Raw genomic sequence first — 23,446 nt, forward strand, 5'->3', positions numbered from 1 at the left:
GTCAGCGCTGCCCCCTCTGCAGGGCTTCCGCCAGCGCGGCAGCCGCTTCCGGGGTGCTCGCCAGCCGCCAGTCGGTTTCCTTGTCGTGATCGAACCAGACGAACGCCGCCACATCCGTCCGGTCGTCGAGGAAGGAGATCAGGTCGCCGACCCAGTCCGGCTTCGACCCGCCGACGTCGGTGCTGCCCACCTCGGTGACCACGATCGGCTTGCCCGGCGCGATCCGGCCGAGCTCGTCGAGGGTCTCCTCGAACAGCTCCCGCGGCGACGTCCAGCGGCTCCACGGCTGCGTGGCGCCCCAGTTGTATCCGTCGGCCCCGACCACGTCGACATACTCCGCCCCCGGGTACAGGTCCGCGATCATGCTGCTGCCCTCGAACGAAACGTTCGGAGCCCACACCCATTTCACGTTGGCCACCCCTTTCGACGCGAACAACTCGTGCACGTGACGCCACGCGGCGACGTAGACGTGCGGCGGTGTCCCCCCGGCCGGACTCCAGGGGTACCAGGTCCCGTTCGGCTCGTGCGCGAAACGCAGATAGACGGTCGAACCCCACGCGGCGAGCTCGTCGGCCCAGCGGTAGAGGTAGTCGTCGTGCACGCCCGCGGCGATCGACGCCATCGTGAACTCGCCGCGCTCGTACCGCCCGTCGCCGAGCCAGCGCCACGGCTCCCACGTGACGATCGGGTCGGCGCCCAGCCGCCGCACGGCGGCGAGCCCCGCGACGGGCGGCGGCGAGGCGAAGTCGGAGAACGACAGCACCACGGTCGGGGGAGTGCCCGCGATCTCGGCGACCCGTTCGAACTCGTCGACGGCGGTCGGGCCGCCGGGCGTGCTCACGCCGAATCGCAGGCACGCGCCGACCGGCTCGTGCAGCGGCGTGATCGCGGCGCCGCAGTCGATCGCCGGCGCGCATCCCACGGCGGTCGACACCGCGACGGCGAGGCCCGCCGCGACCGCCGCCGGGCGAGGATGTCCGTTTCTCACCGCTCCACCCTCGCATCCCGGGCGAACCGTCGCCGGGTTTGTGACGGTTCGTCCGGGATGCGAGCGGGGTCTATGCCGGACGTCCGGGTCCGTGCAGCGGTGTGCCGCAGGGTGCAACACGATGCAACGCTGGCCGCACCCACCTGCAGTGCGGTGTGCTCTGTATCACAACAGTTCAGGACGAGGAGCACGCAATGACCGACACACTGACCCCACCCGACGCCGCGATCACCGGACCGCAGGAGAGGGTCGACGCGTGGCTGGCCGACTTCGAGGCCGCCCTCGCCGCGCGCGACGTCGAGGCCGCCGCGGGCATGTTCGCCACCGACAGCTTCTGGCGCGACCTGGTCGCCTTCACCTGGAACCTCAAGACCGTCGAGGGCCGGGAAGGTGTCGCCGACATGCTCCGTGCGCGGCTGCACGACGCCGACCCCAGCGGATTCCGCACCACCGAGCCCCCCACCGAGGACGGCGGCGTCGTCAGCGCCTGGATCGCGTTCGAGACGGCGGTCGGCCGCGGCGTCGGGCACCTGCGGCTGAAGGACGAGGGTGCCTGGACCCTGCTCACCACGATGCAGGAGCTGAAGGGGCACGAGGAGAGCAAGGGTGTCCGCCGGCCCAAGGGTGTGCAGCACGGTGCCGACCGCAACCGCGTCACCTGGTCCGAGAAGCGCGAGGCCGAGGAGCGCGAACTCGGCTACACCACCCAGCCGTACGTCGTGATCGTCGGCGGCGGCCAGGGCGGCATCGCCCTCGGCGCCCGTCTTCGCCAGCTCGGCGTGCCCGCGCTCGTGCTCGACAAACACGACCGGCCCGGCGACCAGTGGCGCGGCCGCTACAAGTCGCTGTGCCTGCACGATCCCGTCTGGTACGACCACCTGCCGTACATGCCGTTCCCCGAGAACTGGCCGGTGTTCGCGCCCAAGGACAAGATCGGTGACTGGCTCGAGATGTACACCAAGGTCATGGAGGTGCCCTACTGGTCCAAGACCACGTGCACCTCGGCGTCCTACGACGAGGCGACCGGCGAGTGGACCGTGAACGTGGTCCGCGACGGCGAACCCGTCGTGCTGAGGCCGAAGCAGCTGGTGCTCGCCACCGGCATGTCCGGCAAGCCCAACATCCCGACCTTCGCCGGCATGGACCGGTTCCGCGGGGACCAGCACCACTCCAGCCAGCATCCCGGGCCGGACGCGTATGCGGGCAAGAAGGCCGTGGTGATCGGCGCGAACAACTCGGCGCACGACATCTGCGCCGCGCTGTGGGAGGTCGGCGCCGACGTGACGATGGTGCAGCGCTCGTCCACGCACATCGTCAAATCCGACTCATTGATGGACCTCGGCCTCGGCGACCTGTACTCCGAGCGGGCCCTGGCCGCGGGGATGACGACAGCCAAGGCCGACCTGACGTTCGCGTCGCTGCCGTACCGGATCATGCACGAGTTCCAGATTCCCGTCTACAACGCGATCCGGGAGCGCGACGCCGACTTCTACGCCCGGCTCGAGAAGGCCGGGTTCATGCTCGACTTCGGGGACGACGGCTCCGGGTTGTTCATGAAGTACCTGCGCCGCGGGTCCGGCTACTACATCGACGTCGGTGCCGCCGAACTCGTCGCCGACGGCGAGATCAAGCTGGCCCACGGCGGCGTCCGCGAACTCACCGAGAACAGCGTGATCCTCGAGGACGGCACCGAGCTCGAGGCCGACCTGGTGGTCTACGCGACCGGCTACGGCTCGATGAACGGGTGGGCGGCGGACCTGATCGGCCAGGACGTCGCCGACAAGGTCGGCAAGTGCTGGGGCCTGGGGTCGGACACCACCAAGGACCCCGGCCCGTGGGAGGGCGAGCAGCGCAACATGTGGAAGCCCACCCGGCAGGAGGGCCTGTGGTTCCACGGCGGCAACCTGCACCAGTCGCGGCACTACTCGCTGTACCTGGCGTTGCAGCTCAAGGCCCGGCACGAGGGGATCCCGACGCCGGTGTACGGGCTTCAGGAGGTCCACCACCTGAGCTGATCCGGGAAAGCGACGAGCCGCCGGCGCGCACGACGCGCCGGCGGCTCGGCGTGCCGAGACTGTGGGCGGGTGGCGTGCCGGACCTGGTGCCGGGTCAGGCTGCCGGGTCAGGCGTAGTGCCGCAGGACGAACTCGGTCAGACCCTTGCGGATCGTCTTCACCGCGTGCTTCTGGCCCTGCTTGAGCATGAAGCCCGGCACCGGGATCTTCGGGTCGGTGGACATCGTCACCCGCACGCGCGTCCCGCGCTCGGTGCGGGTCAGGCGGTACTCGCCGTCCTGGGAGTGCTGCATCTCGCTCTCGATCAGCGTCCACGAGGTGGACTCCTCGGTCCACTCGTGCTCGATCACCTGCGTGTCCGAGATGCCGAACAGTGCGAGCGTCATGCGCACGACGCGGGGCCGGCCGTCGTCGTGCCGCGATTCGACCTGCACGTCCTTGTGGGAGGACGACCACTCCGGGATGCGCTCGATGTCGGTCAACGCGCGCATCACCTGCTCGGGCGTCGCCTCGATCTCGAACTCGTCTGACACCGATGCGGCCATATGTGTTCCCACTCCCTGGTCGATTCCCATGCCGGTGGTCCGGGTACCCGCCTCGCGGACCCCCGACACGTGTTCCGACGAACGAGGCCCCCGGATCGCTCCCGATAGTGACATAGATCACAAAGCCGCCGTACTCTGGTCCAATGAGGCACGTGACGACCGGACCCCGGGACCTGCAGGTCGCCGTGGGCGACACCATCGAACTGCACCTGCCGGAGAACACCTCCCGCGACTACACCTGGTGCCCAACCCACATCGGCAAGGGTCTCCTGCTCAGCGACGTGCGATTCGTGCCGTCCCGGAATCCGCTCCCCGGCGCCGGCAGCGAACGCATCCTCTACCTGCGCGCCAAGCGGCCCGGCACCTGGCCGGTGTCGCTCCAGTTGCAGCGGGCCGAGCACATGTCGGCGGACGAGCGGAGCATGACCGTCACCGTGACCTGACGGACCACTGCTCGTCGCCCCCGGCCGGTTGCGGTTCGCCCAGGCTCCGGCAGTGCGCCAGGTGGCGCCGTGCCCAGTAGTGCACCGGCCGATGGTCGCCGGCCGCGGTGAGTCGAGCCAGCGCCCGGGTGCGGTCCACCAGCTGCTCGTGCAGGACCCGTTCCAGCACCGCCACCCGGCGCCCGTCGCCGGACGTCGCAATCTGCTCCACGCAGCGACTCAGGCGCGCGGCCCGCGCCGACGGGCGCTCGGCCGGCGCGCCGCCATCCTGGAGGGCCTGCTCCAGAGCGTCCCGGTAGCCGAGCGCGTGCTCCAGATCGTCCGCGATCTCCCGCAGGCGCACCGGGTCGGCCGTGCGCTCCCGGCGCGCCGCCAAGATCTGGATCTGCGTCTGCGTCAACTGCAGCACCGCCCGGAGGTGGACGGTCAACGTGCTCTCGTGCATGGTTCTTCCTCGCTCGACCGGGATGTCGCGGTCGAGTACACCCGCACCCTCTTAGCGGTGGCTTAGCGTCGATCGACCTCGATCGGGCGGGTCCACCAGTTCGCGGAGGCTACGCTGAAACCCGGTCGTTCCGGTCGAACAGGAGGCGAACGTCATGGCAGGACGCATCGTGCACTTCGAGCTCCCCTACGACGACGGTGACCGCGCCCGGTCCTTCTATCGCGACGCATTCGGATGGTCGCTCGCGGACGTCCCCGGCATGGACTACACCCTCGTCACCACCGGTCCCGTCGACGAGACCGGCACCTCCACCGAACCCGGGTACATCAACGGGGGCATGTTCCGACGCGACGAGTTGAAGAGTCCCGTCGTGACCGTCGACGTCGAGGACATCGACGCCGCGCTGCAGAGGATCGAATCCCTCGGCGGGAAGACGGTGACGGGGCGAATGCCCGTCGGCGACATGGGATTCGCGGCGTACTTCGCCGACACCGAGGGCAACGTGATCGGGCTGTGGGAGTCCAGGCGCGACTCGTAACGGCACTCGGAGGTCGTCGCTCTCGAGGACTTCCCATAACCCGAGTCACTTTCCATGACTCGGGAGAAATAGGTGCGACAAGTACGGCGGCCCGATTGGTCGGTGCGGTGATCGGAGTGCCACCGTTATCGGTCGCCGGGGGATTGGTCCGTGCGGGTGAGCAGGCGCTCGGGGCCGAACGTCGCTATCAGCCGCAATGCTGTGTGCAGCTCGTATCGTCTGGTTGCGATGTCGTATCCCAGTAGCTCACTGGCTCGCTTGACTCGGTAGGCAACGGTGTTTCGAGAAACGTGCAGGCGGCGGGCGGCGGCGAACGGACTGCTCTCTTCCTCGAAGAAGACCAGCAGAGTGCTGCGCAGGTCGCCGGCGTGGGCAGTGTTCGCGGCCAAAGGTCCGAGCTCGCGCTGCACGAGGTGGCGGGCGGCCGACATATCGGTCGTCAACAGGGCAGGAATAGCCACATCCGCGTAGAGGGTCGCCCACCGTCCCGGGGCGGGCGACAGGCGCGCTGCGCGTTCGGCGGTGGCGGCTTCCTCATGAGACCTGCGAAATCCTTCGAGCCCAGGAGCCGGTGTTCCCAGCGCGATGCGGACATCGGGGTGTGTCGGCGGGAGATCGTCGACGGATAGGGACGGGGTGAATGTTCCTCGACTGCCCCACGCCCACAGTCGTCCCGCGCCGATCGGCATGATCAGCAGTTTCGTGGCTCCCAGACGGCTGAGTGTGTCGTGCGCGACGGTCTGCAGGTCCGCGTTGTTCGCGCGACTGCGGGCGGGCTCGAACCAGAGTGTGGCCGCCAGGTGCTGGCGGGACAGGTCGTATCCGAGCGCGTGCTGGGCCTGAGTGGCGTCGGTCGATTCGCCGGCCAGGATGCGTCGCACAGCTTCGTCTCTGGCCGCGGCCGCACTGGCCATCCAACGGTCACGTTCGCTGATGTAGTGGGTGACCATCGAACCTGAGAATTCGTCGATGTAGTCGAAGAGTACGTCGGAGATCCGTTGCATCTGTTCGGGGCGTTCGTCGGCAGCCACGAGCTGACTACAGGCCGTCATGAAGGCTTTGGACATTTCGGCGTGCCCGAGCCGGATTCCCCGCAGCAGCCGGTCGAGGGTGATTCCGCGGCGTACGAAGTCCGGCACTCCCGCCAAGGCTTCTCCCGTGATCGCCGGTGCGTCGGGCGCGAGCTCCGAGAGCCGCAGCATCGCGCGGATGACGGACGACTCGGTTCCCATCCGAACCGTCTCGAATGGTTCGCTCCCACCTCTGAGCTCTGGAATTTCCTCGAGAACCCGCGCCGCCATCGTGTATCCGACTTCGCAGGCCCATTGAACCGGAGAGGTACCGAGCCGGTCGGCGGCATCGGCCACCGTGGCCACCGACGTGGCGGGTGGCGAGGCGGCGGCGACGGGATGCAGACGGTGCACCCAGTGTTGCGTCGTCCGGTCGCGCGGAACAGCGCCGAAGGCATTGTCTTCCGCGTCGTGATGCGTGGTCACGATGTAGAGCCTGCCTTCCGATGGCAGTCGTTCGGGGATCCGGTGATGGTCTTCCGGCTCGGGTGGTGAGACAAGGCGCCCCACGAAAGACCGGTTCCTACCGTCAGGCCGTCCACCAGTCCAGGCGAGCCGTTCCGGCGGTACGTCCGGCCATGTGGTGCAGCCGCGTCAGCCGGCCGCGGTGGAAGAGCAACGGCCGGGCGTCGCTGTGGGTGGCGGAGCGGACGCGGCCCATCATGCCGAGGTGGTCGCCGGCCTCGAATACCGATTCGGTGGTGCACTCGATCCATGCTGCTGCCCCGGGTAGTTGTGGTGCTCGCGATCCGTCTCCGCTTTCCCACTGTCCCACCTCGAATCTGGTTCCGGTACGGGAAGCGAATGCGTAGCAGATGTCGTGCTGATCCTCGGCGAGAACATTGATGCAGAACCGGTCCGCACGACGCAGTTGCGAAAACGTGTAGGAGGAGCTGATGCCGAAGAACGCCACCAGCGGAGGATCCAGCGACACCGAGGTCAACGACCCGATGGTCATACCGACAGGTCCCTCCTCCCGCATCGCAGTTACCACGGCGACAGAGGTCGGGATCTGTCCCAGGGTGCGCCGAAGGGCAGACGGATCGAGGTTCGTGACGGGACAAACTGCAGTGGTCATGAAATCTCCTGTGATATCGATGCACCGGATCTGGACAGTGAAGCGCGTCACAGGGACGTTCCGCTTGTTCGGGAGGCTCGAGATTTCCGGCAGCCTTGTGCGGATCGCCCAATCGCGATCCGGAGCGTGCAGATCGCTTCACTGATCCGAAAATCTTTGGTGGATGAGCGCAAGCGTTTCCCGGTCCGACTTCGGAGTATGTGATGCACATCTCGTCACCGACTTCAGTGAGGACACCATGACCGTTGCATCCGCACCCCGTCCCATCTCCACCGACCCGGCAGACCTGTCCGCCGAATTATCCCGGCGTGCCGAGGACTTGGCCGAACTTCTTCGTTCCAACGCCGCTCGTGCAGATGCCGACCGCCGCATTCCACAAGAGAACATCGACGCGCTTGCAGCCTCGGGTCTGTTCAAGCTGGCCGTGCCCGAACGCCTCGGTGGATACGAGGCGGACTTCACCACCTTCCTGAAGGTGACATCCACTCTGGCCCAGTCCTGCGGTTCGACCGCATGGGTGGCCACGCTGATCAACGTGGGGGGATGGCTCGTCGGGCTGTACCCGGATCGGGCTCAGCGCGAGGTTTTCGAAACCGATCCCGATGCCAGGGTGTGTGGCGTCATTGCCCCCAATGCGACCTGCAAGGCCGTCGACGGAGGTCTCGTGGTGAGCGGGAAGTGGGGGTTCGCTTCCGGCAGCCTGCACGCGCAATGGGCGATTCTCGGAGTTCCCATCGTGGACGAGGACGGTCTGCAGGTCGATCAGGGGATCGCACTGATCCCGATGAGCGAGCTCTCCCTCGAGGACACCTGGTACGTGGCCGGCATGCGCGGGACCGGCAGTAATACGTTGATCGCCGACGGGGTATTCGTACCGGCCCATCGGATCCTCTCGGTGACCCAGGGGATCGAGGGCAACTACCCCACCGAGCACACGGATGAGGCACTGTACCGGTCCTCGTTCGTCCCGGTTCTGGCATTGGTGCTGGCCGGCCCCCAGCTGGGACTGGCGAAGGGGGCACTGGACTTCGTCAAGGCATCTCTCGCCAAGGGCCGGGGAATCTCCTACACCTTCTACGACAAGGCCACCGATTCGGGCTCGACGCAGCTCAACATGGCACAGGCGGCATCGCTTGTGGACACCGCCGAACTGCACTGCTTCCGCGCCGCCGCCGATATCGATGCGGCAGCTCGCCGTGCCGAGTATCCCGATGTCCTGACCCGAGCACGGGTGCGGATGGACGTCGGCGTCGTGGCGACCCGAGCGCGCGAGGCGATGGACTTGCTGCTCAGTGTGCAGGGCGCCGGCAGTTTCGCCGAAGGCAGCCCGCTGCAGCTGAAGTGGCGCGATCTCGAGACCGGCTCGCGTCACGCAGTGGTCAACCCGTCCATCAGTGCGGAGGCGTACGGACGAGCGCTGCTCGACATCGATGAGCAGGTCACCCCGCTGATCTGACGAAACGCTCCATGGCCCGCCCGAGATCGACGAACTCCGTCCTCAATCGATGGACAGGACCAGCTTGCCGAAGTGGGCACGGCTTTCGATGCGTTCGTGGGCAGCCCGGACATCGGTCAGAGGACGTACGGAGTCGATCACCGGGCGGAGGCGATGGGCATCGAACAGCGAGAGTATCCGGCCGAACTCGTCTCGGGTGCCGAGAGTCGATCCGAGGATGGTGTGCTGCCCGAAGTAGAGGGAAGGGATGTCGATGTTCCCGACTGTGCCTGCGGTGGCCCCGAAGACGACGACACGGCCGCCGGGTTTGAGGCAGGAAAGGGACTGGTCGAGGTTGGCGCCGACACCGTCGACGACGACATCGACGCCACCTGTCGCGTCGATGATCTGCCGGGGCCAGTTCGGGTCGGTGTAGAGCACTCCGTCGGTGGCACCGAGCTCGCGAACCCGCTCGATCTTGTCCGTACTCGAGGAGGTGACCAGCACGGTGGCGCCGAGGGTGGCGGCGATCATGATCGAGAAGGTGGACACGCCGCTGCCGGCGCCGAGGACGAGAACGGTGTCGCCGGGGCGCAGGCCGGCCCGGGTAACGATCGCGCGATATGCGGTCAGCGCACCGACCGGCAGCGCCTCGGCTTCCTCCCAGCCGAGGTGGCGAGGTTTGGGGAAGAGGTTGGCGGCAGGTACGCAGACGAGTTCGGCGTAGGTGCCGTCGGTGTCGTCACCGAGGATCGAGAACTGTGCCGATGGGGCAGCGGGGTTGTCGCCCCAGTTCAAGCCGGGATAGATGAGCACTTCTTCACCGGTGTCGCGCCGGATTCCGGCACCGTCGATGCCGAGGATGCGAGGAAGCGGGAATCCGCGGCCGGAGCGGCGGACAAGGATGTCGTGCCAATTGACGGCACTGGCTTTGAGCTCGACGACGGCATGGTCCGGGCTGGGGGTGGGATCGGCCACGGTTTCGAGGACGAGTTGCTCGGGACCGCCCCACTGATGGACAACTGCTGCCTGCACGTAATGGCTCCTTCTGGAGGGCTGGATGGAGTCAGCGCTGATTGTGGACAGCGATAAGTTCCTGGGCGCGCGAAAGGTCTTTGCCTGCAAGAGCTTCGACGATATCGGAATGTAGCACCAAGCGTTCGGCGAGCACCTCGGCCAGGGTCCGACCGTCGACAGGTTCGGCTGAAACAGTATGCGAGGCAAGCACGTCGAGCAGGCTGAGATAGACCGATCGAAGTACCCGGCTAGGGCTGGTGCGTGCGATGGCGGCGTGCAGATCCCAATTCGCGCGCAGGAAGGTCAGCACGTCCTCGGTCTCGACCGATCGGCTCATTTCGTCGAGTGCTTGACGCATCCGGGCGATGTCGGCGCGGCCGGCGAACTGGATGGCGTCGTCGATCAACAGTGGATCCAGTGCGCTGCGGATCCGTACCGCGTCGTCGACGGAGGTTTCCGTTCGATCGAGGGCCAGAATGGCGTTGCCGATCCGTACGGCAGGTGTGGGCTCTGCGGCAAACAGCCCTCCGCCCGGACCTGATCGGACGGTGATCAGGCCCCGGGCCTGCAGCAAACGCAGGGCCTCGTTGAAGGTTCCTTTCGAAACCCCGCAGCGCTCTTGTAGTTCCTGCTTGGTGCCGAGGCGCGCGCCGGGCTCGGCGCTCTCGGCGAGACGGCCTATCGCGAGGGCGGCCTGCTCCGGCCGGGTCAGTGACCCTCGTACCTGCAGGTCCGGCTGTGGAGTGGTCATGCCCTCTACCTGCTCTTTCGTACTCGATCGCAATTCATCATGCCCGATTCTCTCAGACCTCTTGACATGAGACTCAGATCACGTCACAGTATTAAGCATATTCAACATGCTCAATTGGTGCGAGGGTGATCCGCACCATTCCCCTTCCAAACGAGAGGACCTCGGCAATGCAGCCTGAACTGCACGATGTGGTCGTGGTCGGAGCCGGTCCGGTGGGCTTGGCCGTCGGACGGCTGCTGGGCCTGCAAGGTCACGACGTGGTGATCCTCGAGCGCTGGCCCGAGCCCTACGGTTTGCCCCGGGCCGTGGTCTTCGACGACGAGATCGGACGCGCCTTCCAGTCCATGGGACTGAGCGACGAGGTCAAGGCCATCTCCGAGCCGGTGCACGACTCGTACGAGTGGCGCAACGCCCAAGGCCGGACACTGGTGAAGATCCCGTGGGAGCTCGACCGCCCGTGCGGCTGGGGTACGTCCTTCTTCTCCCAGCCCGAGCTCGAACAGGTGCTCGCCGACGCGGTGACCGCCATGCCCAATGTGCGGCTGCGGCGCGGCGCCGAGGTGGTACAGATCCACGAAACCGACGACGACGTGCTGGTGACCTACACCAGCGCGGTGACCAAGCAACGCCGGATCCGTGCCCGATACGTGGTGGGATGCGACGGGGCGAACAGCTTCGTCCGCCAGCGCATGGGTGTCTCCATGGTCGATCGGGGATTCTTCTTCGACTGGCTGGTCGTGGACACGAAGCCTCACGACGAAGCCGACTGGGCACCGCCGGGCTGGGACGACGTAGACCCGGTGCCGCAGAACTGGCAGATGTGCGATCCGGCGCGACCCACCACCGTGGTGTCCGGCGGACCGGGACGGCGACGCTGGGAGTTCATGCGACTGCCGGGGGAAACACGCGACTCCCTCAACGACCCCGCCAAGGCGTGGGAGTTGCTCGCAGCCTGGGGGCGAACCCCGGAGAACACCGATCTCGAGCGGCACGCGGTCTACACCTTCGGTGCCCGGTGGGCCGACGCATGGAACAAGGGCCGACTGATCCTGGCCGGCGATGCCGCCCACCAGATGCCTCCGTTCGCCGGCCAGGGCATGTGCTCCGGCATGCGCGATGCGGCGAACCTGTCGTGGAAGCTCGACCGTGTTCTGAGCGGCCGGTCCGGCCCGGCGCTGCTCGACAGCTACACCTCCGAACGGACGCGACACCTGCAGTACGCAATCGCGATGTCGGTGGCCCTCGGCAACGTCATCTGCGTCCTGGACCCGGAGCTGGCTGCCGAACGTGACGCCCGCATGCTCGCCGGGGGAGCAGATCCGGCCAAGGTTCTGCCCATCACCGAGCAGCCGGTCCTGGGGTCCGGGATCGTGGCCACGGCCGAGGGCCTCGCCGGACTCGCGGGAACCCATGCTCCGCAGTTCCCGGTGGAGACTGCCGAGGGGTACACCGCCCTGCTCGACGACGTCATCGGCTACGGCGCGGTTCTGCTGACGTCCGACGCCGCGGCTGCTGCCCGGATCGGCGAAACGCATCGGCCCCTACTCGATGCGGCGAACCTGCGAGTGTTCACGATCGGGTCGGAAGGCTGCGATCTCGAGGATTCCACTCACGCATGGTCGCGATGGTTCACCGACCAGCAGATCGCCTGCGTACTCCTCCGGCCCGACCACTACGTCTTCGGCACCGCTGCCACCCCGGAGCGGCTCACCGACCTTGTCCACGGGTACCACGCTGCCCTCGCTCCGATCTCTGTCGCCACCCCTGTTCCGACAGCCTGACCCCGCACCGCCCCGGGTTCCTCACACAATTTCAGGAGATGCCTCTCATGCGTATTGCCAACCTTGCCGGTCGCGCCGCTCTGATCGTCGGAGAGCGCGGTGCCGAGCACGCCATCGATATCGCCACTGCGAGCGATGGCCGGTTCGGTCCGGACCTGCCGTCGATCTACAACACCTGGGACGAGTTCCGCTCCTGGGCTTCGGATGTGGATTCGACGGAGCAGACCACCCCGGTGCAGCGGGCAACGCTCGAGGCGCCGTCCCCGGCCCCGCGCCAGGTTTTCGCGGTCGGCCTGAACTATTCCGCTCACGCCACCGAATCGGGTTTCGAGGCGCCGAGCCAACTCCCGCCGGTCTTCACCAAATACGTCTCGAGCTTCTCCGGCCCGGACACCGAGGTCACCATTCCCGCCGGCGGTAACGTCGACTGGGAAATCGAACTCGTGGCGATCATCGGCCGCGAAGGTTTCCAGATCGCCGAGCAGGATGCGTGGGACCACGTAGCCGGATTGACCGTCGGGCAGGACATCTCCGAACGAGTCACCCAGTTGCGCGGACCCGCACCGCAATTCGGACTCGGAAAGTCGTTCCCCGGATTCTCCCCGCAGGGTCCGTGGCTGGTCACCCCGGACGAGTTCGCCGATCCGAGCGATCTGGAGCTGGGCTGCAGCATCGACGGCGAGGAGATGCAGAAGGGCCGCACCCGCGAGTTGATCTTCCCGGTCGGCAAGCTGATCGCCGCCCTATCGCAAACCGTCACCTTGTACCCGGGCGACGTCATCTTCACCGGAACCCCTGCCGGCGTCGGCGGTGGCCGCACCCCGAAGCGTTTCCTGCAGCCCGGCGAAACCCTCGACAGCTGGATCGAAGGCATCGGCGAACTGCACCAGCGGTTCGTCGCCGGTCCCGCCGCGAAGTAACAGGAGAACTGTCATGGCCTTGCACGGACTGGGCAAAGTCACCATCGGTGTGCCCAATGTGGACGAAAACATCTACTACTACACCGAATTCGGGCTAGACCACCGCGGTGGCGGCATCTTCGCCACCCAGAACGGTGGCGAGCAACTCGAGATCGTTCATGCACCGATCCGTCGGCTGGTCGAACTCGAGATTGCTGCGGACGATCCCGACGACATCGCTTCCATCGCCCGGCGACTGGCCGAGCTCGGTGTGCCGGTGGTGCACGAAGAGTCGAGTCTGGTGGCCGTGGAACCGGCCACCGGCACCCGAGTGCGTGTCTCGGTGCGTTCGCGCATCGTCGTGCCCCCGGTACCGGCCACCCCGTACAACGGGCCCGGACGGATCGACCGCGTCGGTCGCGCGCCCTTCTCCTCGCGCACCGGGCCGGTCCGTCCCCGCAAGCTCGGTCACGCCGTGCTGGGCAGTGTCGACTACGAGACGACGCGGAGGTTCTTCACCGAAGGCCTCGGGTTCAAGGTCAGCGATTATGTCGGGGACACGGCCGCCTTCATGCGTTGCTCCACCGATCACCACAACGTGCTCGTCCAGGCCTCGCCGGTGAACTTCCTGCACCACACCAGCTGGCAGGTCGACGACATCGACGAAGTCGGACGCGGCGGTTACGGAATGCTCGAAGGACATCCGGAACGGCACGCCTGGGGACTGGGACGGCATTACGCCGGCTCGAACTTCTTCTGGTACCTGCGCGATCCCGCCGGCAACTACTCCGAGTACTACTCCGACATGGACTGCATCCCCGAAGACGAGGTGTGGGCCCCGGAGGTGCTCCACGGCCTGGCAGCACTGTACTCGTGGGGACCCCCGCTGCCGCCGTCGTTCCTCGAACCCGAAGATCTTGCCGCCCTGATGACCGGCGCGCACTCGAGCAAAGGCTGATCCAAGATGACCGATCGCGTCGAATTATTGTGCGCGGGCAAGGTGTTCGCCTCCGCAGCCGAAGCGGTGGCAGACATTCCCTCGTCGGCCGCGCTGGCGGTGGGAGGATTCGGAGTCTCCGGTGTTCCAGATGTCCTGATCGGTGCTCTTGCCGATCGCGACGTGGACGACTTCGAGGTCTTCTCCAACAACTGCGGCGCGACCGGCCACGGACTGGACCTGCTCCTCACTCGCGGAAAAGTACGCCGGATGGTCTCGTCCTATGTGGGGGAGAACAAGGAATTCGCGCGGCAGTACCTGTCGGGTGAACTCGAGGTGGAGTTGACGCCCCAGGGGACCCTCGCGGAGAAGCTGCGGGCCGGCGGCGCGGGCATTCCCGCCTTCTTCACCCCCGCCGGGGTGGGGACACCGGTTTCGCAGGGCGGTCTGCCGTGGCGCTACAACGCCGACGGATCGGTCGCGGTGGCGTCCCCGCCGAAGGAGATCCGCGAGTTCCGCGGCAAGCGGTACGTGCTCGAGGAGTCGATCACGGCGGACTTCTCGCTGGTGCACGCGCTCGAGGGCGACACCGAGGGCAACCTGGTGTTCAACAAGGCCGCGATGAACTTCAACCCGCTCGCCGCGATGGCCGGCCGGATCTGCATCGCGCAGGTCGAGGAGCTGGTGGAGCCGGGCGAGATCGATCCGGGCGAAGTGCACCTGCCGGGGATTTTCGTCAACCGGATCGTGCACACCGGGGTGCAGGACAAGCAGATCGAGAAGCGGACCGTGTCGGCCGGAAAGGGTGCTTGAGATGACCGTGAGTGTGGACACACAGTCCGTCGGCTGGTCGCGCACGCAGATGGCGGCCCGGGCCGCTCAGGAGCTGTCGCCAGGGGAGTACGTCAACCTCGGTATCGGCCTGCCGACGCTGATCCCCAACTACCTGCGCGAGGGCGTGAAGGTCACCCTGCACAGTGAGAACGGGATCCTGGGAACGGGACCGTACCCGACCGAGGATGCGGTCGATCCGGACTTGATCAACGCCGGTAAGGAAACGGTCACCGTCAACCCGGGCGCGGCGTTCTTCGACTCGGCGCTGAGCTTCGGCATGATCCGCGGCGGGCACATCGACACCGCGGTGCTCGGTGGCATGGAGGTCTCCGCTACGGGCGATCTGGCGAACTGGATGGTGCCGGGCAAGATGGTCAAGGGCATGGGCGGGGCGATGGACCTCGTCCACGGTGCCCGCAAGGTCATCGTGCTCATGGAACACACCGACAAGCAGGGCAACCCCAAGATCGTCTCGGAGTGCTCGCTGCCGCTCACGGGAGAGGGCGTGGTGCAGCGGATCATCACCGACCTCGCCGTGATCGACGTGACCGACGACGGCCTGGTCCTGCGTGAGTGCGCACCCGGTGTCGCCGAGGAGTGGGTGCGCGGAGCCACCGGCGCACCGCTGCACCAACTCGAAGCTCAACCCGCCTGAGGACCTCAACCCGCCTGAGGACACTGTCGCGCCCGGGCCGCACTGCCGAACCCGCCCACTCCCGGAAAGAACCACCGGCCATGCCTATCGCCCACGTAGTGACCTTCACCTTCACCCCGAGCACCACATCGGAGACCATCGACGCGCTCGCCCACGCGCTCGAGACCGTCTCCCACTCCTGCGTGGGGATCGAGTCCTACCACCACGGTGCCGACCTGCGCCTGCGGCCGGGAACTGCGGACTACGCCGTCGCCGCGGTCTTCCGTGACCAACAGGCACTCACCGACTACATGACCGATCCGCAGCACCAACGCGTCAACACCGAGTTCGCGACTTTTGTCGCCGCCAAGTCATCGGTGCAGTTCCCGGTGCCCTGACCCGTCAAGACAGCTTTGCATCGATCCTCTCCCCAGAGCACCTCGGCATTGCGGGCGCACCGAGACCGGTGCTGCGGACGGTCAGTGAGTCGACGGCAGCCACGTCCGGGCAGCGGTCACCAACGCGGCGACCCCGATCGGCAGCGTCGGTTCGATGACAGGGGCGTAGTGGGGTGAATGGTTGGACGGCACGGTGAGCAGCGCGGGATCGGTCATGTCACCGGTGGTGAAGAGCGACGGATCGGCGCCGCCGAGAAGCCAGTAGGAGAGCGGCGCCCCGGCGCTGGTCGCGAGAATGCCGACGTCCTCGCTTCCGGCGCCGGCTCCCGGATCGAGAATGTTGTCCTGCCCCAGCCAGGTCGCGAAGGCCTCAAGGCTCGTGCGCAACGCGTCCGCGTCGTTGGTGACGACCGGAAAGCGCTCGATCTCGGTGATGGTCGGGTCCTCCGGCGCGCCGGCCGTGGCAGCTTCGCCGCGCACGATGCGTTCGACACTGTCGAGGATGCGGCGGCGCACGGCGGTGTCGTAACTGCGGATGTTCAACTGGATCTCGGCGTGCCCGGGAATCACGTTCGCGGCGTCACCGGCATGGATCGACCCGACGGTGAGCACCGCGGTCGCGGTACTCGGAATCTCCCGGGAGACGACGGTCTGCAGACGCAACACCGTGGCGGCGGCCAACACGATGGGATCGACCGATGCCTCCGGCATCGATCCGTGCGCGCCCCTTCCGGCGAGCCGCACCCGCAGAGAATCCGAGCCCGCGTACGACGGGCCGGGATGTCCGGCGATCTTGCCGGCCGGCAGGGGCGCCACGTGCTGACCGAGCACGACGTCCGGCTTCGGGAATCTGCCGAACAGCCCGTCGTCCACCATGGCCTGCGCACCCGCGCCCAGCTCCTCGGCGGGCTGGAACACCAGCAGTAGGGTGCCGGTCCAGCCGGACCGGTCGGCAGCGAGAATTCGGGCCGCGCCCAGCAGGCAGGTGGTGTGCAGGTCGTGGCCGCACGCATGAGCGAGCGGCACCGTGCCGCCGTGCTCGTCGGTGGCCGTGGCGGTGCTGGCGTAGTCGAGCCCGGTGTCCTCCCGGACGGGAAGGGCGTCCATGTCCGCCCGCAGCAGCGCGGTCGGCCCCGGCCCGTTCTTCAGGACGCCGACCACGCCGGTCTTCCCTACGCCGGTGGTGACCTCGAATCCCGATGCCCTCAGCCGGTCGGCCACGATCGCGGCGGTGCGGTGTTCTCGGAATCCGAGCTCGGGATGCCGGTGCAGGTCCTTGTACAGATCGACGAGTGCCGGATCGATCGTGATACCGCCGGGTGCGGTCATGGTTTTCCTTCGATTACGTCTTCTGCTGGGCAGGCGACTCGACCTTCGGGTTCCATGGGGCTGGCTGTGCACACGGAGCGCGGTTGTGCGTGAGGCCATCCTTCCACGCCCTTACTCGGCGCGGGGTGACTTCATGCGACCCGGCTCGAACGGGTTGCGCACGAAGACGTTCGGCCACCGCCTCGCCCGAAGCGCTATCGGCCACAGCCGGCTCGGGTCGAGGGCTGCCCTGGCGGAGCCTGTGGCGCTGGACCGGTGGTCGACGAGGTGTGCAAGCTCGGCGAAGCCGGTGTGGTGACACGGAGATTGGTGTAATGGTGTACGGCGAGGGGGTCCATCGATACTGTCGACGAGGTGGCGTTGCGGGACGCGGGTGCGGGTTGACAGGCCCTGAGCGTCACGGCGAGCAGCGGGAACCGCGCAGTCGCGATGGTGGTCGGGCCCGAACTGTGACGGAGGTGCGTATGACAGTCGCTGACACGGTGGCGCCGCTGGTTCGTGCGGTGCTGGGCGCGCAGGCTCCGGTCGGGATCAGGTGTTGGGACGGCAGTCGGAGTGGGCCTGCGGACGCGCCCTGGCGGGTGCACCTGGTCAATAGGCGTGGTCTACGGCGATTGCTGTGGGCGCCCAACGATCTCGGTTTCGCTCGGGCCTACGTCTCCGGCGACATCGACATCGAGGGGGACCTGCTCGCCGGTCTGGACGTGTTGGAGCAGGTGTCGGACCCGAGCCGCGGCCCGGGTGTCCGGATCGACGGGCACACGAAGAAGGCGCTGGTGAAAGCGGCGCTGCGCCTGGGGATCCTCGGCCCGCCCCCGCGGCCGCCGGTGGAGGAGATGAAACCGGTGCGCGGGCGCCGGCACGACAAGGGGCGTGACGCCGCCGCGATCAGCCACCACTACGACGTCGGCAACGACTTCTATCGACTCGTGCTCGGAGAGTCGATGACCTACTCGTGCGCATACTGGGCGGCGCAGAGCGAGGATCTGGACGCCGCCCAGTACGCCAAATGCGATCTGGTGGCCCGCAAACTCGGCCTGACCGCGGGGATGCGGGTACTCGACGTCGGCTGCGGGTGGGGGACCTTCGCGCTGCACGCGGCACGTCACTACGGCGCGCACGTCGTCGGTGTCACCCTGTCCCACGAACAGGCGGACTACGCCCGCAAACGGATGGTCGACGCGGGCGTGGGCGAGTTGGTGCAGATCCGGGTCCAGGACTACCGCGACGTCACCGACGGCCCCTACGACGCGATCTCGAGCATCGGGATGGCCGAGCACGTCGGTGCTGCGATGCTGGCGACCTATGCCGCGGACCTGTTCGCGCTGCTACGCCCGCAGGGGCGATTGCTCAACCACGCGATCTCGCGGCGACCGGGCAAATCCCTCGCCGAGTTCTCGAAAACGTCGTTCATCGATCGCTATGTGTTCCCCGATGGCGAGATCGTGCCGCTCGCGACGATGATCGAGGCGCTCGAAGGGGCCGGTTTCGAGGTGCGCGATGTCGAGTCGCTGCGCGAGCACTACGCGACGACCCTGCGGGCCTGGGTGGCGAACCTGGAGTCGAACTGGGACGAGGCGGTGGCTCACAGCAGCGCCGGGCGGGCACGAGTATGGCGGCTGTACATGGCCGGCTCGGCGTTGGCATTTGCGGCGAACCGGCTCGGGGTCAATCAGGTCCTGGCGGTCAAATGCACCGAACGGGGCCACAGCGGCATGCCCGGCACCCGCGCCGAACTCCTGCGGCCACCCGCACCGAACCCCTCTCCGCCGGGCCACAGTCACACGCAGTGATGTCGGTCCTCTGCCCGGCACACGGACACGATGCGGAGTTCTACCGGCTTCTGACGAGGTAGCCGGAGTTTGCTCGGCTCGACCGAACTGGACCATTCCGCGACCTTGCCACGGGCCTCGACTGGGATGATCCGAACTGACACCATTCGTACCCGTCGCGGCGACCGCCGTCGCACCCGAGAGTCCGAGGAGCCCCATGCCGAGTCGCACAGCCGGTGTCACCCTTGTGTCGGCCCTTGCGATGGCGATCCTGGCCGGGTGCGCGCAGCCGCAGGACGGGCAGCCGGTGGCCGAACCGACCACCGCGACGTCCTCCCGTCAGGCACCCACCGGCGGGGCCGCCGTGTCCACGACGGTGGGCGAACAGCCGTGCGACCCGGATGTCGACCTCGAGGCACCCGAGGTCTTCGCGGTGATCGAGCAGCTACCCCCGCCGCAGCAGATCCCCGATGCCACGTGGCTGCAGGCGTACAACGGCAACTACAACGGCTGCAGCGACCTGAGCTACGCGCAGGTCGGGATCGTGGGGGCGACGGGATCGTCGCCGACCCACCTGCTGTTGTTCCACCGCGGCGACTACGTCGGCACCGCCACGCCGTGCGCGCTGAACCCGGCGGTGGTCGCAACGGCCTTCGACTCCATCGACGTCGAATACAACTACCCGCGCGAGGGCGAGCCGAACGCGGCCGCCACCGGTTTCGCGGAGCTGACGTTCACGTGGTCCGACGGCGGGGTCGTCACCGACGGCCGACTGCCGGACGAGTACCTGGAGTTGACGGGATGCGACGAAATGCGGTGACATCGCCGGGCACTTCGATTGCCGCGGCATCGACGCGAACGTCGGTACGATCGCGGCAAGGTCGGGAAGCCACCCTCAGGACTGCCCGACGGAACAGACAAGGCAGAAACGATGGCAGTCGCCCCCATTCCGGTGGACCAGCGTGTGATCGGGATCGATTCGCGGCGCTTCGCCTCGATCGAGAAGGCGCTCGTCGAACTGATCACCAACAGTGACGACAGCTACTCCCGGCTGGACAACGGCCGCGCACAGGCGAACGGCCGCATCGACATCACCTACGAGCGCCACCAGTCGGGCGCGGTCCTGCAGGTCACCGACCATGCCGAAGGTATGCCGTTCGATCAGGCCGCCCGCATCCTGGCGTACGGGGCAGCCCACAGCCCGCTGTCGCGGGGCGAGGGCCATGGGCGGGGCTACTTCGGGCGCGGCCTCAAGCAGGCCGTGTTCGGTGTCGGCGCCGGAACGGTCGAGACCGTCAAGGACGGCCGGCTCACCCGCATCGACCTCTTCCGCGGCGAGAACGGCGGCTACCTCTACGACGACCACGGCGGCGACCGGCCGGTCTCCGACGACGACCGCGAACGCCTCGGCATCCCCGGGAACGGTACCCGGGTGACGTTGGTCGTGGAGAACCCGCACGTGGTCATCTCCCGGTACCAGACCGTGGTGCAGGCGCTGTCCGACAACGTCTACCTGCGTGAGGTGCTGTCGCGGCGGAGCGTGGAGGTGGTGCACGTCGCCGGTCGGCACGAGATCCAGCGCAGCGGCCGGGTGCTCTTCGACGAACCCCGGCGCTCGTGCTGATCGGTCCGGACGCGCCCGGCAGCTTCGACTTCGACGGCGACGAGTACACCTTCACCCTCACCCTGAAGCGGGCCGAAGGTGCCGAGCTGACCATGTCGGGGGACGAGCGCACGAACGGTCTCGTCGTCGTCTCGGGCCTCGCCGTGCTCGACTGTCAGATGTTCGAGTACGAGAACCAGGTGGGCGCCGAGTACCTGTTCGGCACCGTGCACTGCGCGGCCCTGATCGAGCGGCTCGGGCAGGGTGAGCCGATCATCAGCGACGAGCGTGAGGGTCTGAACCACAAGGACCGGTTCGTCGCCGCATTCTCGCATGCGGTCAGCGTTCGGCTCGCCGAATATGTGCTGGCCGAACGCGATCAGCTCAAACACCTCGAGCACGCGATAACCTCCGAGCACACCGCGCACATGATCGACCGGCTGCTGCACCGGATGAGCGAGTCGGCGATCCGGGATCTCGGGATCGGGCCGGCGCCGGCCTCGGCACCGCTGACGACCGCGACCGGCACGGAGAAGTCGGTCGTCCTTGAATTCACGACGCCCTTCTGCTACCGCAGGCCCGGCCATCGGTTCCACGTCACTCTGGAAGTCGACACCGAGCGCCTGCCCGGCGACGACAGGCTGACGATCGCGTACACGCTGCCCGACTCGATGCGGATCGACCCCCGGCCCGCCGAGATTGCCGTGGAGCAGAAGGCCGGTGTGCAGCGGCTGGAATGGACGGTCGTCGGCGAGGCGGCCGGGGAGCGCGGCGAGATCATGGTGCGGTCCGGGGCGTTCTGGGCGTGGTGCGAGATCGTCATCGCCGAGAACGCGCCGTCGCCGCACCATGTGCCACGCCCGCACACCCCGCCCCATCCGGAGGAACACCGACGGCCGCCACGCGACCACGGCGAGGACATGTTCGTCGGCTACGACCTGCGCTATCTCGGGGACGACGCCGGACGTGCCGTGTACGACCCCGAGCAGCGAACGATCCTCATCAACACCGGCGACCCCACCGTGCAGCTGTATCTGGACGGCCGGGGCCGGTTCCGGGACGCGGCACGACTGCTGCTGGCCGAGTTGTTCCTCGACGTGATCGCCGGCGAGTTGGCGCGCCGATCGCTCGAGAACAAGGGCTTGCAGGACGACGTCCACGCCTACACCGCCGCCAAGCAGAAGATCATCCGCCGCTACGGCGCGCAGATCCACAAGTCGTTCGCCTGAACGGGATTCGAGGTGGCGTCATGACGGAGCCGCGCAGGCCGCTCGACATCCCCACCACCGCTGCCATGCTCGAGGTCGCGCTCGCGGAGGCCCGGCTCGGCCTCGCCGAGGGCGGCATCCCGATCGGCGCGGCCCTGTTCGCCGCCGACGGGACGCTGCTCGGCCGCGGCCACAACCGGCGGGTGCAGGAGGGGGACCCGTCGCTGCACGCCGAGACCGCCGCCTTCCGGGCCGCGGGCCGCCGGCGCGACTACCGCTCGACGATCATGGTGACGACGTTGTCGCCCTGCTGGTACTGCAGCGGCCTGATCCGGCAGTTCGGCATCGGCGCCGTGGTGATCGGGGAGAGCGTCACGTTCACCGGCGGCCACGACTGGCTCGCCGAGCACGGGGTCGAGGTGACGGTGCTGAACGATCGACGCTGCATCGACATGATGGCGACGTTCGTCGCCGAGCACCCGGACCTGTGGCACGAGGACATCGGCGTCACACCCCCCGAGTAGGAGCGATCACCGAGTAGGAGCGATCACCGGGCCGTCGGTGGGGGAGCGGCCGGTTCGCACCCCTCGACGGTGATGCGGGCCAGTTCCGCGACGAAGTCCGCCGTGCTCCGGGACGCCGCGAGCGCTCGCCGCTGACGGCGCGCGCCGTTGCCCCGGCGCAGGATCCGCCGCACCGACGCGCGCGCGGACGGGAAGTCGCCGGCCTCCTCGAGGCCGGGCCGCACGTGCTCGAGCAGCGAGCCCAGCAGCCGGGCGGCGGGGACGGGCCGTTGCGTCAGCGGGTCCATCCCGTAGCCGTCGATGCCCTCCCGCGCGGCGCGCCAGCACGCGGCCTTCAGCCGGTCGGCCTCGAGCCGGGGCGCCGGGTCACCGCGGTGGACGGCGGTGAGCGCGGTGGACACGAGTCCGCGGACGAGGGTGGCGGCGGTGACGGTCTCCTCGATCGTGGCGGGCACGTCGCAGACCCGGATCTCGAGGGTGGGCAGGTGCGGCGAGAGCCGGATGTCCCAGTAGACCATCGCGGGGTCGAGGACGGTGCCGGCGTCGAGCATCATGGCGACGACGTCGTCGTAGTGCCGGGCGGACCGGAAGAAGGGCGGCGGCCCCCCGCTGCCCCAGCGCCCCCACTGGATGTGACGCCAGCTGGCGTAACCGGTGTCGGCGCCGGCGGTGACGGACGAGTTCGCCGTGAGCGCGAGCAGGGCGGGCAGCCAGGGCCGCAGGTGATTGCAGACCTGCACCGCGACGTCGCGATCGGGCACCCCGACGTGGACGTGACAGCCGCAGATCACCTGATCGGTCACCACCCCGAAGTGCTCGGCCATCCGCCGGTACCGGGCGGCGTCCGTGAGCGCCCCGGGCGGGGTGGTGTCGAACGGGGGCACTGCCGCCGCGAGCAGGCGGGCCCCGGCGCGTGCGGCGGCCGCCGCCGCCACCGTGCGCGAGACGCGCAGTTCCTGCCGCAGGTCGTCGATCCGGGTGCAGACCGGTGTGGCGGTCTCGACCTGGCAGCGCGACAGCTCGAGCTGGAGGTCGAGCCCGGCCTCGCGGGCATCGGCCACGACGGCGGCGTTGCTCAGCCGGGGCCGGCCGGAGTCGGCGTCGACGAGCAGCAACTCCTCCTCGACGCCCATGGTCAGCAGCCGGCCCGGGACATCGCCACGGTCGGATCCGGCACGGCGCGGCAGCGTGGACGTCATCGT

At 67.9% G+C, this 23,446-nt stretch carries 24 protein-coding genes; 15 read left to right on the top strand and 9 right to left on the bottom strand.

Features of this window, described 5'->3' with window-relative positions; translation table 11 throughout:
* Nucleotide 1: 1 nt before the first annotated feature.
* Nucleotides 2-988: a glycoside hydrolase family 26 protein gene (locus tag ISO16_RS02440; RefSeq protein ID WP_006930651.1), complete on the bottom strand. Its 987-nt coding sequence runs from the start codon at nucleotides 986-988 to the stop codon at nucleotides 2-4.
* Between the two features lie 194 nt (nucleotides 989-1,182).
* On the opposite strand from ISO16_RS02440, the gene ISO16_RS02445 reads away from it, so the two are divergent.
* Complete coding sequence (locus ISO16_RS02445; protein ID WP_072635190.1) at nucleotides 1,183-3,003, top strand: NAD(P)/FAD-dependent oxidoreductase; 1,821 nt, start codon at nucleotides 1,183-1,185, stop codon at nucleotides 3,001-3,003.
* Between the two features lie 107 nt (nucleotides 3,004-3,110).
* Here the strand turns inward: ISO16_RS02445 and ISO16_RS02450 are convergent, their stop codons facing one another.
* Nucleotides 3,111-3,548, bottom strand: coding sequence for an SRPBCC family protein (locus ISO16_RS02450; RefSeq protein WP_006930655.1), 438 nt, complete (start codon nucleotides 3,546-3,548; stop codon nucleotides 3,111-3,113).
* Between the two features lie 143 nt (nucleotides 3,549-3,691).
* Here ISO16_RS02450 and ISO16_RS02455 point away from each other — a divergent pair, with 143 nt between their 5' ends.
* A complete protein-coding gene (locus ISO16_RS02455) occupies nucleotides 3,692-3,991 on the top strand; it encodes a protease inhibitor I42 family protein (RefSeq protein ID WP_040271220.1) in 300 nt (99 codons plus the stop codon).
* Here the strand turns inward: ISO16_RS02455 and ISO16_RS02460 are convergent.
* Nucleotides 3,978-4,436 (bottom strand): hypothetical protein, encoded by a 459-nt coding sequence (locus tag ISO16_RS02460; RefSeq protein ID WP_072635191.1) that lies wholly within the window; start codon nucleotides 4,434-4,436, stop codon nucleotides 3,978-3,980. The genes ISO16_RS02455 and ISO16_RS02460 overlap by 14 nt on opposite strands.
* Before the next feature lie 154 nt (nucleotides 4,437-4,590).
* Here ISO16_RS02460 and ISO16_RS02465 point away from each other — a divergent pair, with 154 nt between their 5' ends.
* Nucleotides 4,591-4,974, top strand: coding sequence for a VOC family protein (locus tag ISO16_RS02465; RefSeq protein WP_006930662.1), 384 nt, complete (start codon nucleotides 4,591-4,593; stop codon nucleotides 4,972-4,974).
* Nucleotides 4,975-5,099: 125 nt separating this feature from the next.
* On the opposite strand, the gene ISO16_RS02470 is transcribed toward ISO16_RS02465, so the two are convergent.
* Both ISO16_RS02470 and ISO16_RS02475 read right to left on the bottom strand, forming a co-directional pair.
* On the bottom strand, nucleotides 5,100-6,470 hold the full coding sequence (locus ISO16_RS02470; protein WP_072635192.1) for a PucR family transcriptional regulator: 1,371 nt from the start codon (nucleotides 6,468-6,470) through the stop codon (nucleotides 5,100-5,102).
* A gap of 103 nt (nucleotides 6,471-6,573) precedes the next feature.
* Nucleotides 6,574-7,122, bottom strand: a complete 549-nt coding sequence (locus ISO16_RS02475) for a flavin reductase family protein (RefSeq protein WP_072635193.1) — start codon at nucleotides 7,120-7,122, stop codon at nucleotides 6,574-6,576.
* 238 nt (nucleotides 7,123-7,360) lie between these two features.
* On the opposite strand from ISO16_RS02475, the gene ISO16_RS02480 reads away from it, so the two are divergent.
* Complete coding sequence (locus ISO16_RS02480) at nucleotides 7,361-8,578, top strand: acyl-CoA dehydrogenase family protein (protein WP_072635194.1); 1,218 nt, start codon at nucleotides 7,361-7,363, stop codon at nucleotides 8,576-8,578.
* Between the two features lie 42 nt (nucleotides 8,579-8,620).
* On the opposite strand, the gene ISO16_RS02485 is transcribed toward ISO16_RS02480, so the two are convergent.
* Together ISO16_RS02485 and ISO16_RS02490 are read right to left on the bottom strand one after the other, a co-directional pair.
* Complete coding sequence (locus tag ISO16_RS02485; protein WP_072635195.1) at nucleotides 8,621-9,592, bottom strand: zinc-binding dehydrogenase; 972 nt, start codon at nucleotides 9,590-9,592, stop codon at nucleotides 8,621-8,623.
* Between the two features lie 31 nt (nucleotides 9,593-9,623).
* Nucleotides 9,624-10,325 (bottom strand): FadR/GntR family transcriptional regulator, encoded by a 702-nt coding sequence (locus tag ISO16_RS02490; RefSeq protein WP_072635196.1) that lies wholly within the window; start codon nucleotides 10,323-10,325, stop codon nucleotides 9,624-9,626.
* Nucleotides 10,326-10,492: 167 nt separating this feature from the next.
* Here ISO16_RS02490 and mhpA point away from each other — a divergent pair, with 167 nt between their 5' ends.
* The 6 genes from mhpA (at nucleotide 10,493) to ISO16_RS02520 (ending at nucleotide 15,808) form a co-directional block, all read left to right on the top strand.
* The gene (gene mhpA / locus ISO16_RS02495; protein WP_072635197.1) at nucleotides 10,493-12,106 is read left to right on the top strand and encodes a bifunctional 3-(3-hydroxy-phenyl)propionate/3-hydroxycinnamic acid hydroxylase MhpA; all 1,614 of its coding nucleotides are present in this window, start codon (nucleotides 10,493-10,495) and stop codon (nucleotides 12,104-12,106) included.
* A gap of 47 nt (nucleotides 12,107-12,153) precedes the next feature.
* A complete protein-coding gene (locus tag ISO16_RS02500; protein ID WP_006930679.1) occupies nucleotides 12,154-13,026 on the top strand; it encodes a fumarylacetoacetate hydrolase family protein in 873 nt (290 codons plus the stop codon).
* A 13-nt stretch (nucleotides 13,027-13,039) separates the two neighbouring features.
* Nucleotides 13,040-13,963 (top strand): VOC family protein, encoded by a 924-nt coding sequence (locus ISO16_RS02505; RefSeq protein WP_072635198.1) that lies wholly within the window; start codon nucleotides 13,040-13,042, stop codon nucleotides 13,961-13,963.
* A 6-nt stretch (nucleotides 13,964-13,969) separates the two neighbouring features.
* Nucleotides 13,970-14,755 (top strand): CoA transferase subunit A, encoded by a 786-nt coding sequence (locus ISO16_RS02510; protein WP_006930683.1) that lies wholly within the window; start codon nucleotides 13,970-13,972, stop codon nucleotides 14,753-14,755.
* 1 nt (nucleotide 14,756) lies between these two features.
* Nucleotides 14,757-15,431: a CoA transferase subunit B gene (locus tag ISO16_RS02515; RefSeq protein ID WP_006930685.1), complete on the top strand. Its 675-nt coding sequence runs from the start codon at nucleotides 14,757-14,759 to the stop codon at nucleotides 15,429-15,431.
* Between the two features lie 80 nt (nucleotides 15,432-15,511).
* Nucleotides 15,512-15,808: a Dabb family protein gene (locus tag ISO16_RS02520; protein WP_072635199.1), complete on the top strand. Its 297-nt coding sequence runs from the start codon at nucleotides 15,512-15,514 to the stop codon at nucleotides 15,806-15,808.
* Between the two features lie 81 nt (nucleotides 15,809-15,889).
* Here ISO16_RS02520 and ISO16_RS02525 read toward each other — a convergent pair whose 3' ends face one another.
* Nucleotides 15,890-17,137, bottom strand: coding sequence for an amidohydrolase (locus ISO16_RS02525; protein ID WP_072635200.1), 1,248 nt, complete (start codon nucleotides 17,135-17,137; stop codon nucleotides 15,890-15,892).
* A 464-nt stretch (nucleotides 17,138-17,601) separates the two neighbouring features.
* On the opposite strand from ISO16_RS02525, the gene ISO16_RS02530 reads away from it, so the two are divergent.
* From ISO16_RS02530 to ISO16_RS02545, 5 genes are all read left to right on the top strand, one after another.
* On the top strand, nucleotides 17,602-18,930 hold the full coding sequence (locus ISO16_RS02530) for an SAM-dependent methyltransferase (RefSeq protein WP_072635201.1): 1,329 nt from the start codon (nucleotides 17,602-17,604) through the stop codon (nucleotides 18,928-18,930).
* Nucleotides 18,931-19,126: 196 nt separating this feature from the next.
* Nucleotides 19,127-19,729 carry an LppP/LprE family lipoprotein gene (locus tag ISO16_RS02535; RefSeq protein ID WP_072635202.1) on the top strand — a complete coding sequence of 201 codons (603 nt, stop codon included), beginning with the start codon at nucleotides 19,127-19,129 and terminating at the stop codon, nucleotides 19,727-19,729.
* Between the two features lie 111 nt (nucleotides 19,730-19,840).
* A complete protein-coding gene (locus ISO16_RS28560) occupies nucleotides 19,841-20,533 on the top strand; it encodes an ATP-binding protein (protein ID WP_230304465.1) in 693 nt (230 codons plus the stop codon).
* Nucleotides 20,527-21,741, top strand: coding sequence for a hypothetical protein (locus tag ISO16_RS28565; RefSeq protein ID WP_230304466.1), 1,215 nt, complete (start codon nucleotides 20,527-20,529; stop codon nucleotides 21,739-21,741). Before ISO16_RS28560 ends, ISO16_RS28565 begins: the two co-directional genes overlap by 7 nt.
* Before the next feature lie 65 nt (nucleotides 21,742-21,806).
* Nucleotides 21,807-22,244: a nucleoside deaminase gene (locus tag ISO16_RS02545; protein WP_029543547.1), complete on the top strand. Its 438-nt coding sequence runs from the start codon at nucleotides 21,807-21,809 to the stop codon at nucleotides 22,242-22,244.
* 23 nt (nucleotides 22,245-22,267) lie between these two features.
* Here the strand turns inward: ISO16_RS02545 and ISO16_RS02550 are convergent, their stop codons facing one another.
* Complete coding sequence (locus ISO16_RS02550; RefSeq protein ID WP_072635204.1) at nucleotides 22,268-23,443, bottom strand: carboxylate-amine ligase; 1,176 nt, start codon at nucleotides 23,441-23,443, stop codon at nucleotides 22,268-22,270.
* Nucleotides 23,444-23,446: the final 3 nt, after the last annotated feature.

It is taken from the genome of Rhodococcus sp. M8, assembly GCF_015654185.1.
GTDB lineage: Bacteria > Actinomycetota > Actinomycetes > Mycobacteriales > Mycobacteriaceae > Rhodococcus > Rhodococcus aetherivorans.

Excerpts from the sequence above, each read along its gene's own strand:
- ISO16_RS02455 (WP_040271220.1), top strand. The coding sequence starts at position 3,692 with ATGAGGCACGTGACGACCGGACCCCGGGACCTGCAGGTCGCCGTGGGC.
- ISO16_RS02445 (WP_072635190.1), top strand. The coding sequence starts at position 1,183 with ATGACCGACACACTGACCCCACCCGACGCCGCGATCACCGGACCGCAG.
- ISO16_RS02465 (WP_006930662.1), top strand. The coding sequence starts at position 4,591 with ATGGCAGGACGCATCGTGCACTTCGAGCTCCCCTACGACGACGGTGAC.
- ISO16_RS02490 (WP_072635196.1), bottom strand. The coding sequence starts at position 10,325 with ATGACCACTCCACAGCCGGACCTGCAGGTACGAGGGTCACTGACCCGG.
- ISO16_RS02475 (WP_072635193.1), bottom strand. The coding sequence starts at position 7,122 with ATGACCACTGCAGTTTGTCCCGTCACGAACCTCGATCCGTCTGCCCTT.
- ISO16_RS02500 (WP_006930679.1), top strand. The coding sequence starts at position 12,154 with ATGCGTATTGCCAACCTTGCCGGTCGCGCCGCTCTGATCGTCGGAGAG.
- ISO16_RS02550 (WP_072635204.1), bottom strand. The coding sequence starts at position 23,443 with ATGACGTCCACGCTGCCGCGCCGTGCCGGATCCGACCGTGGCGATGTC.
- ISO16_RS28560 (WP_230304465.1), top strand. The coding sequence starts at position 19,841 with ATGGCAGTCGCCCCCATTCCGGTGGACCAGCGTGTGATCGGGATCGAT.
- ISO16_RS02510 (WP_006930683.1), top strand. The coding sequence starts at position 13,970 with ATGACCGATCGCGTCGAATTATTGTGCGCGGGCAAGGTGTTCGCCTCC.
- ISO16_RS02525 (WP_072635200.1), bottom strand. The coding sequence starts at position 17,137 with ATGACCGCACCCGGCGGTATCACGATCGATCCGGCACTCGTCGATCTG.
- ISO16_RS02450 (WP_006930655.1), bottom strand. The coding sequence starts at position 3,548 with ATGGCCGCATCGGTGTCAGACGAGTTCGAGATCGAGGCGACGCCCGAG.
- ISO16_RS02520 (WP_072635199.1), top strand. The coding sequence starts at position 15,512 with ATGCCTATCGCCCACGTAGTGACCTTCACCTTCACCCCGAGCACCACA.
- ISO16_RS02535 (WP_072635202.1), top strand. The coding sequence starts at position 19,127 with ATGCCGAGTCGCACAGCCGGTGTCACCCTTGTGTCGGCCCTTGCGATG.
- mhpA (WP_072635197.1), top strand. The coding sequence starts at position 10,493 with ATGCAGCCTGAACTGCACGATGTGGTCGTGGTCGGAGCCGGTCCGGTG.
- ISO16_RS02505 (WP_072635198.1), top strand. The coding sequence starts at position 13,040 with ATGGCCTTGCACGGACTGGGCAAAGTCACCATCGGTGTGCCCAATGTG.
- ISO16_RS02545 (WP_029543547.1), top strand. The coding sequence starts at position 21,807 with ATGCTCGAGGTCGCGCTCGCGGAGGCCCGGCTCGGCCTCGCCGAGGGC.
- ISO16_RS02460 (WP_072635191.1), bottom strand. The coding sequence starts at position 4,436 with ATGCACGAGAGCACGTTGACCGTCCACCTCCGGGCGGTGCTGCAGTTG.
- ISO16_RS02480 (WP_072635194.1), top strand. The coding sequence starts at position 7,361 with ATGACCGTTGCATCCGCACCCCGTCCCATCTCCACCGACCCGGCAGAC.
- ISO16_RS02515 (WP_006930685.1), top strand. The coding sequence starts at position 14,757 with ATGACCGTGAGTGTGGACACACAGTCCGTCGGCTGGTCGCGCACGCAG.
- ISO16_RS02530 (WP_072635201.1), top strand. The coding sequence starts at position 17,602 with ATGACAGTCGCTGACACGGTGGCGCCGCTGGTTCGTGCGGTGCTGGGC.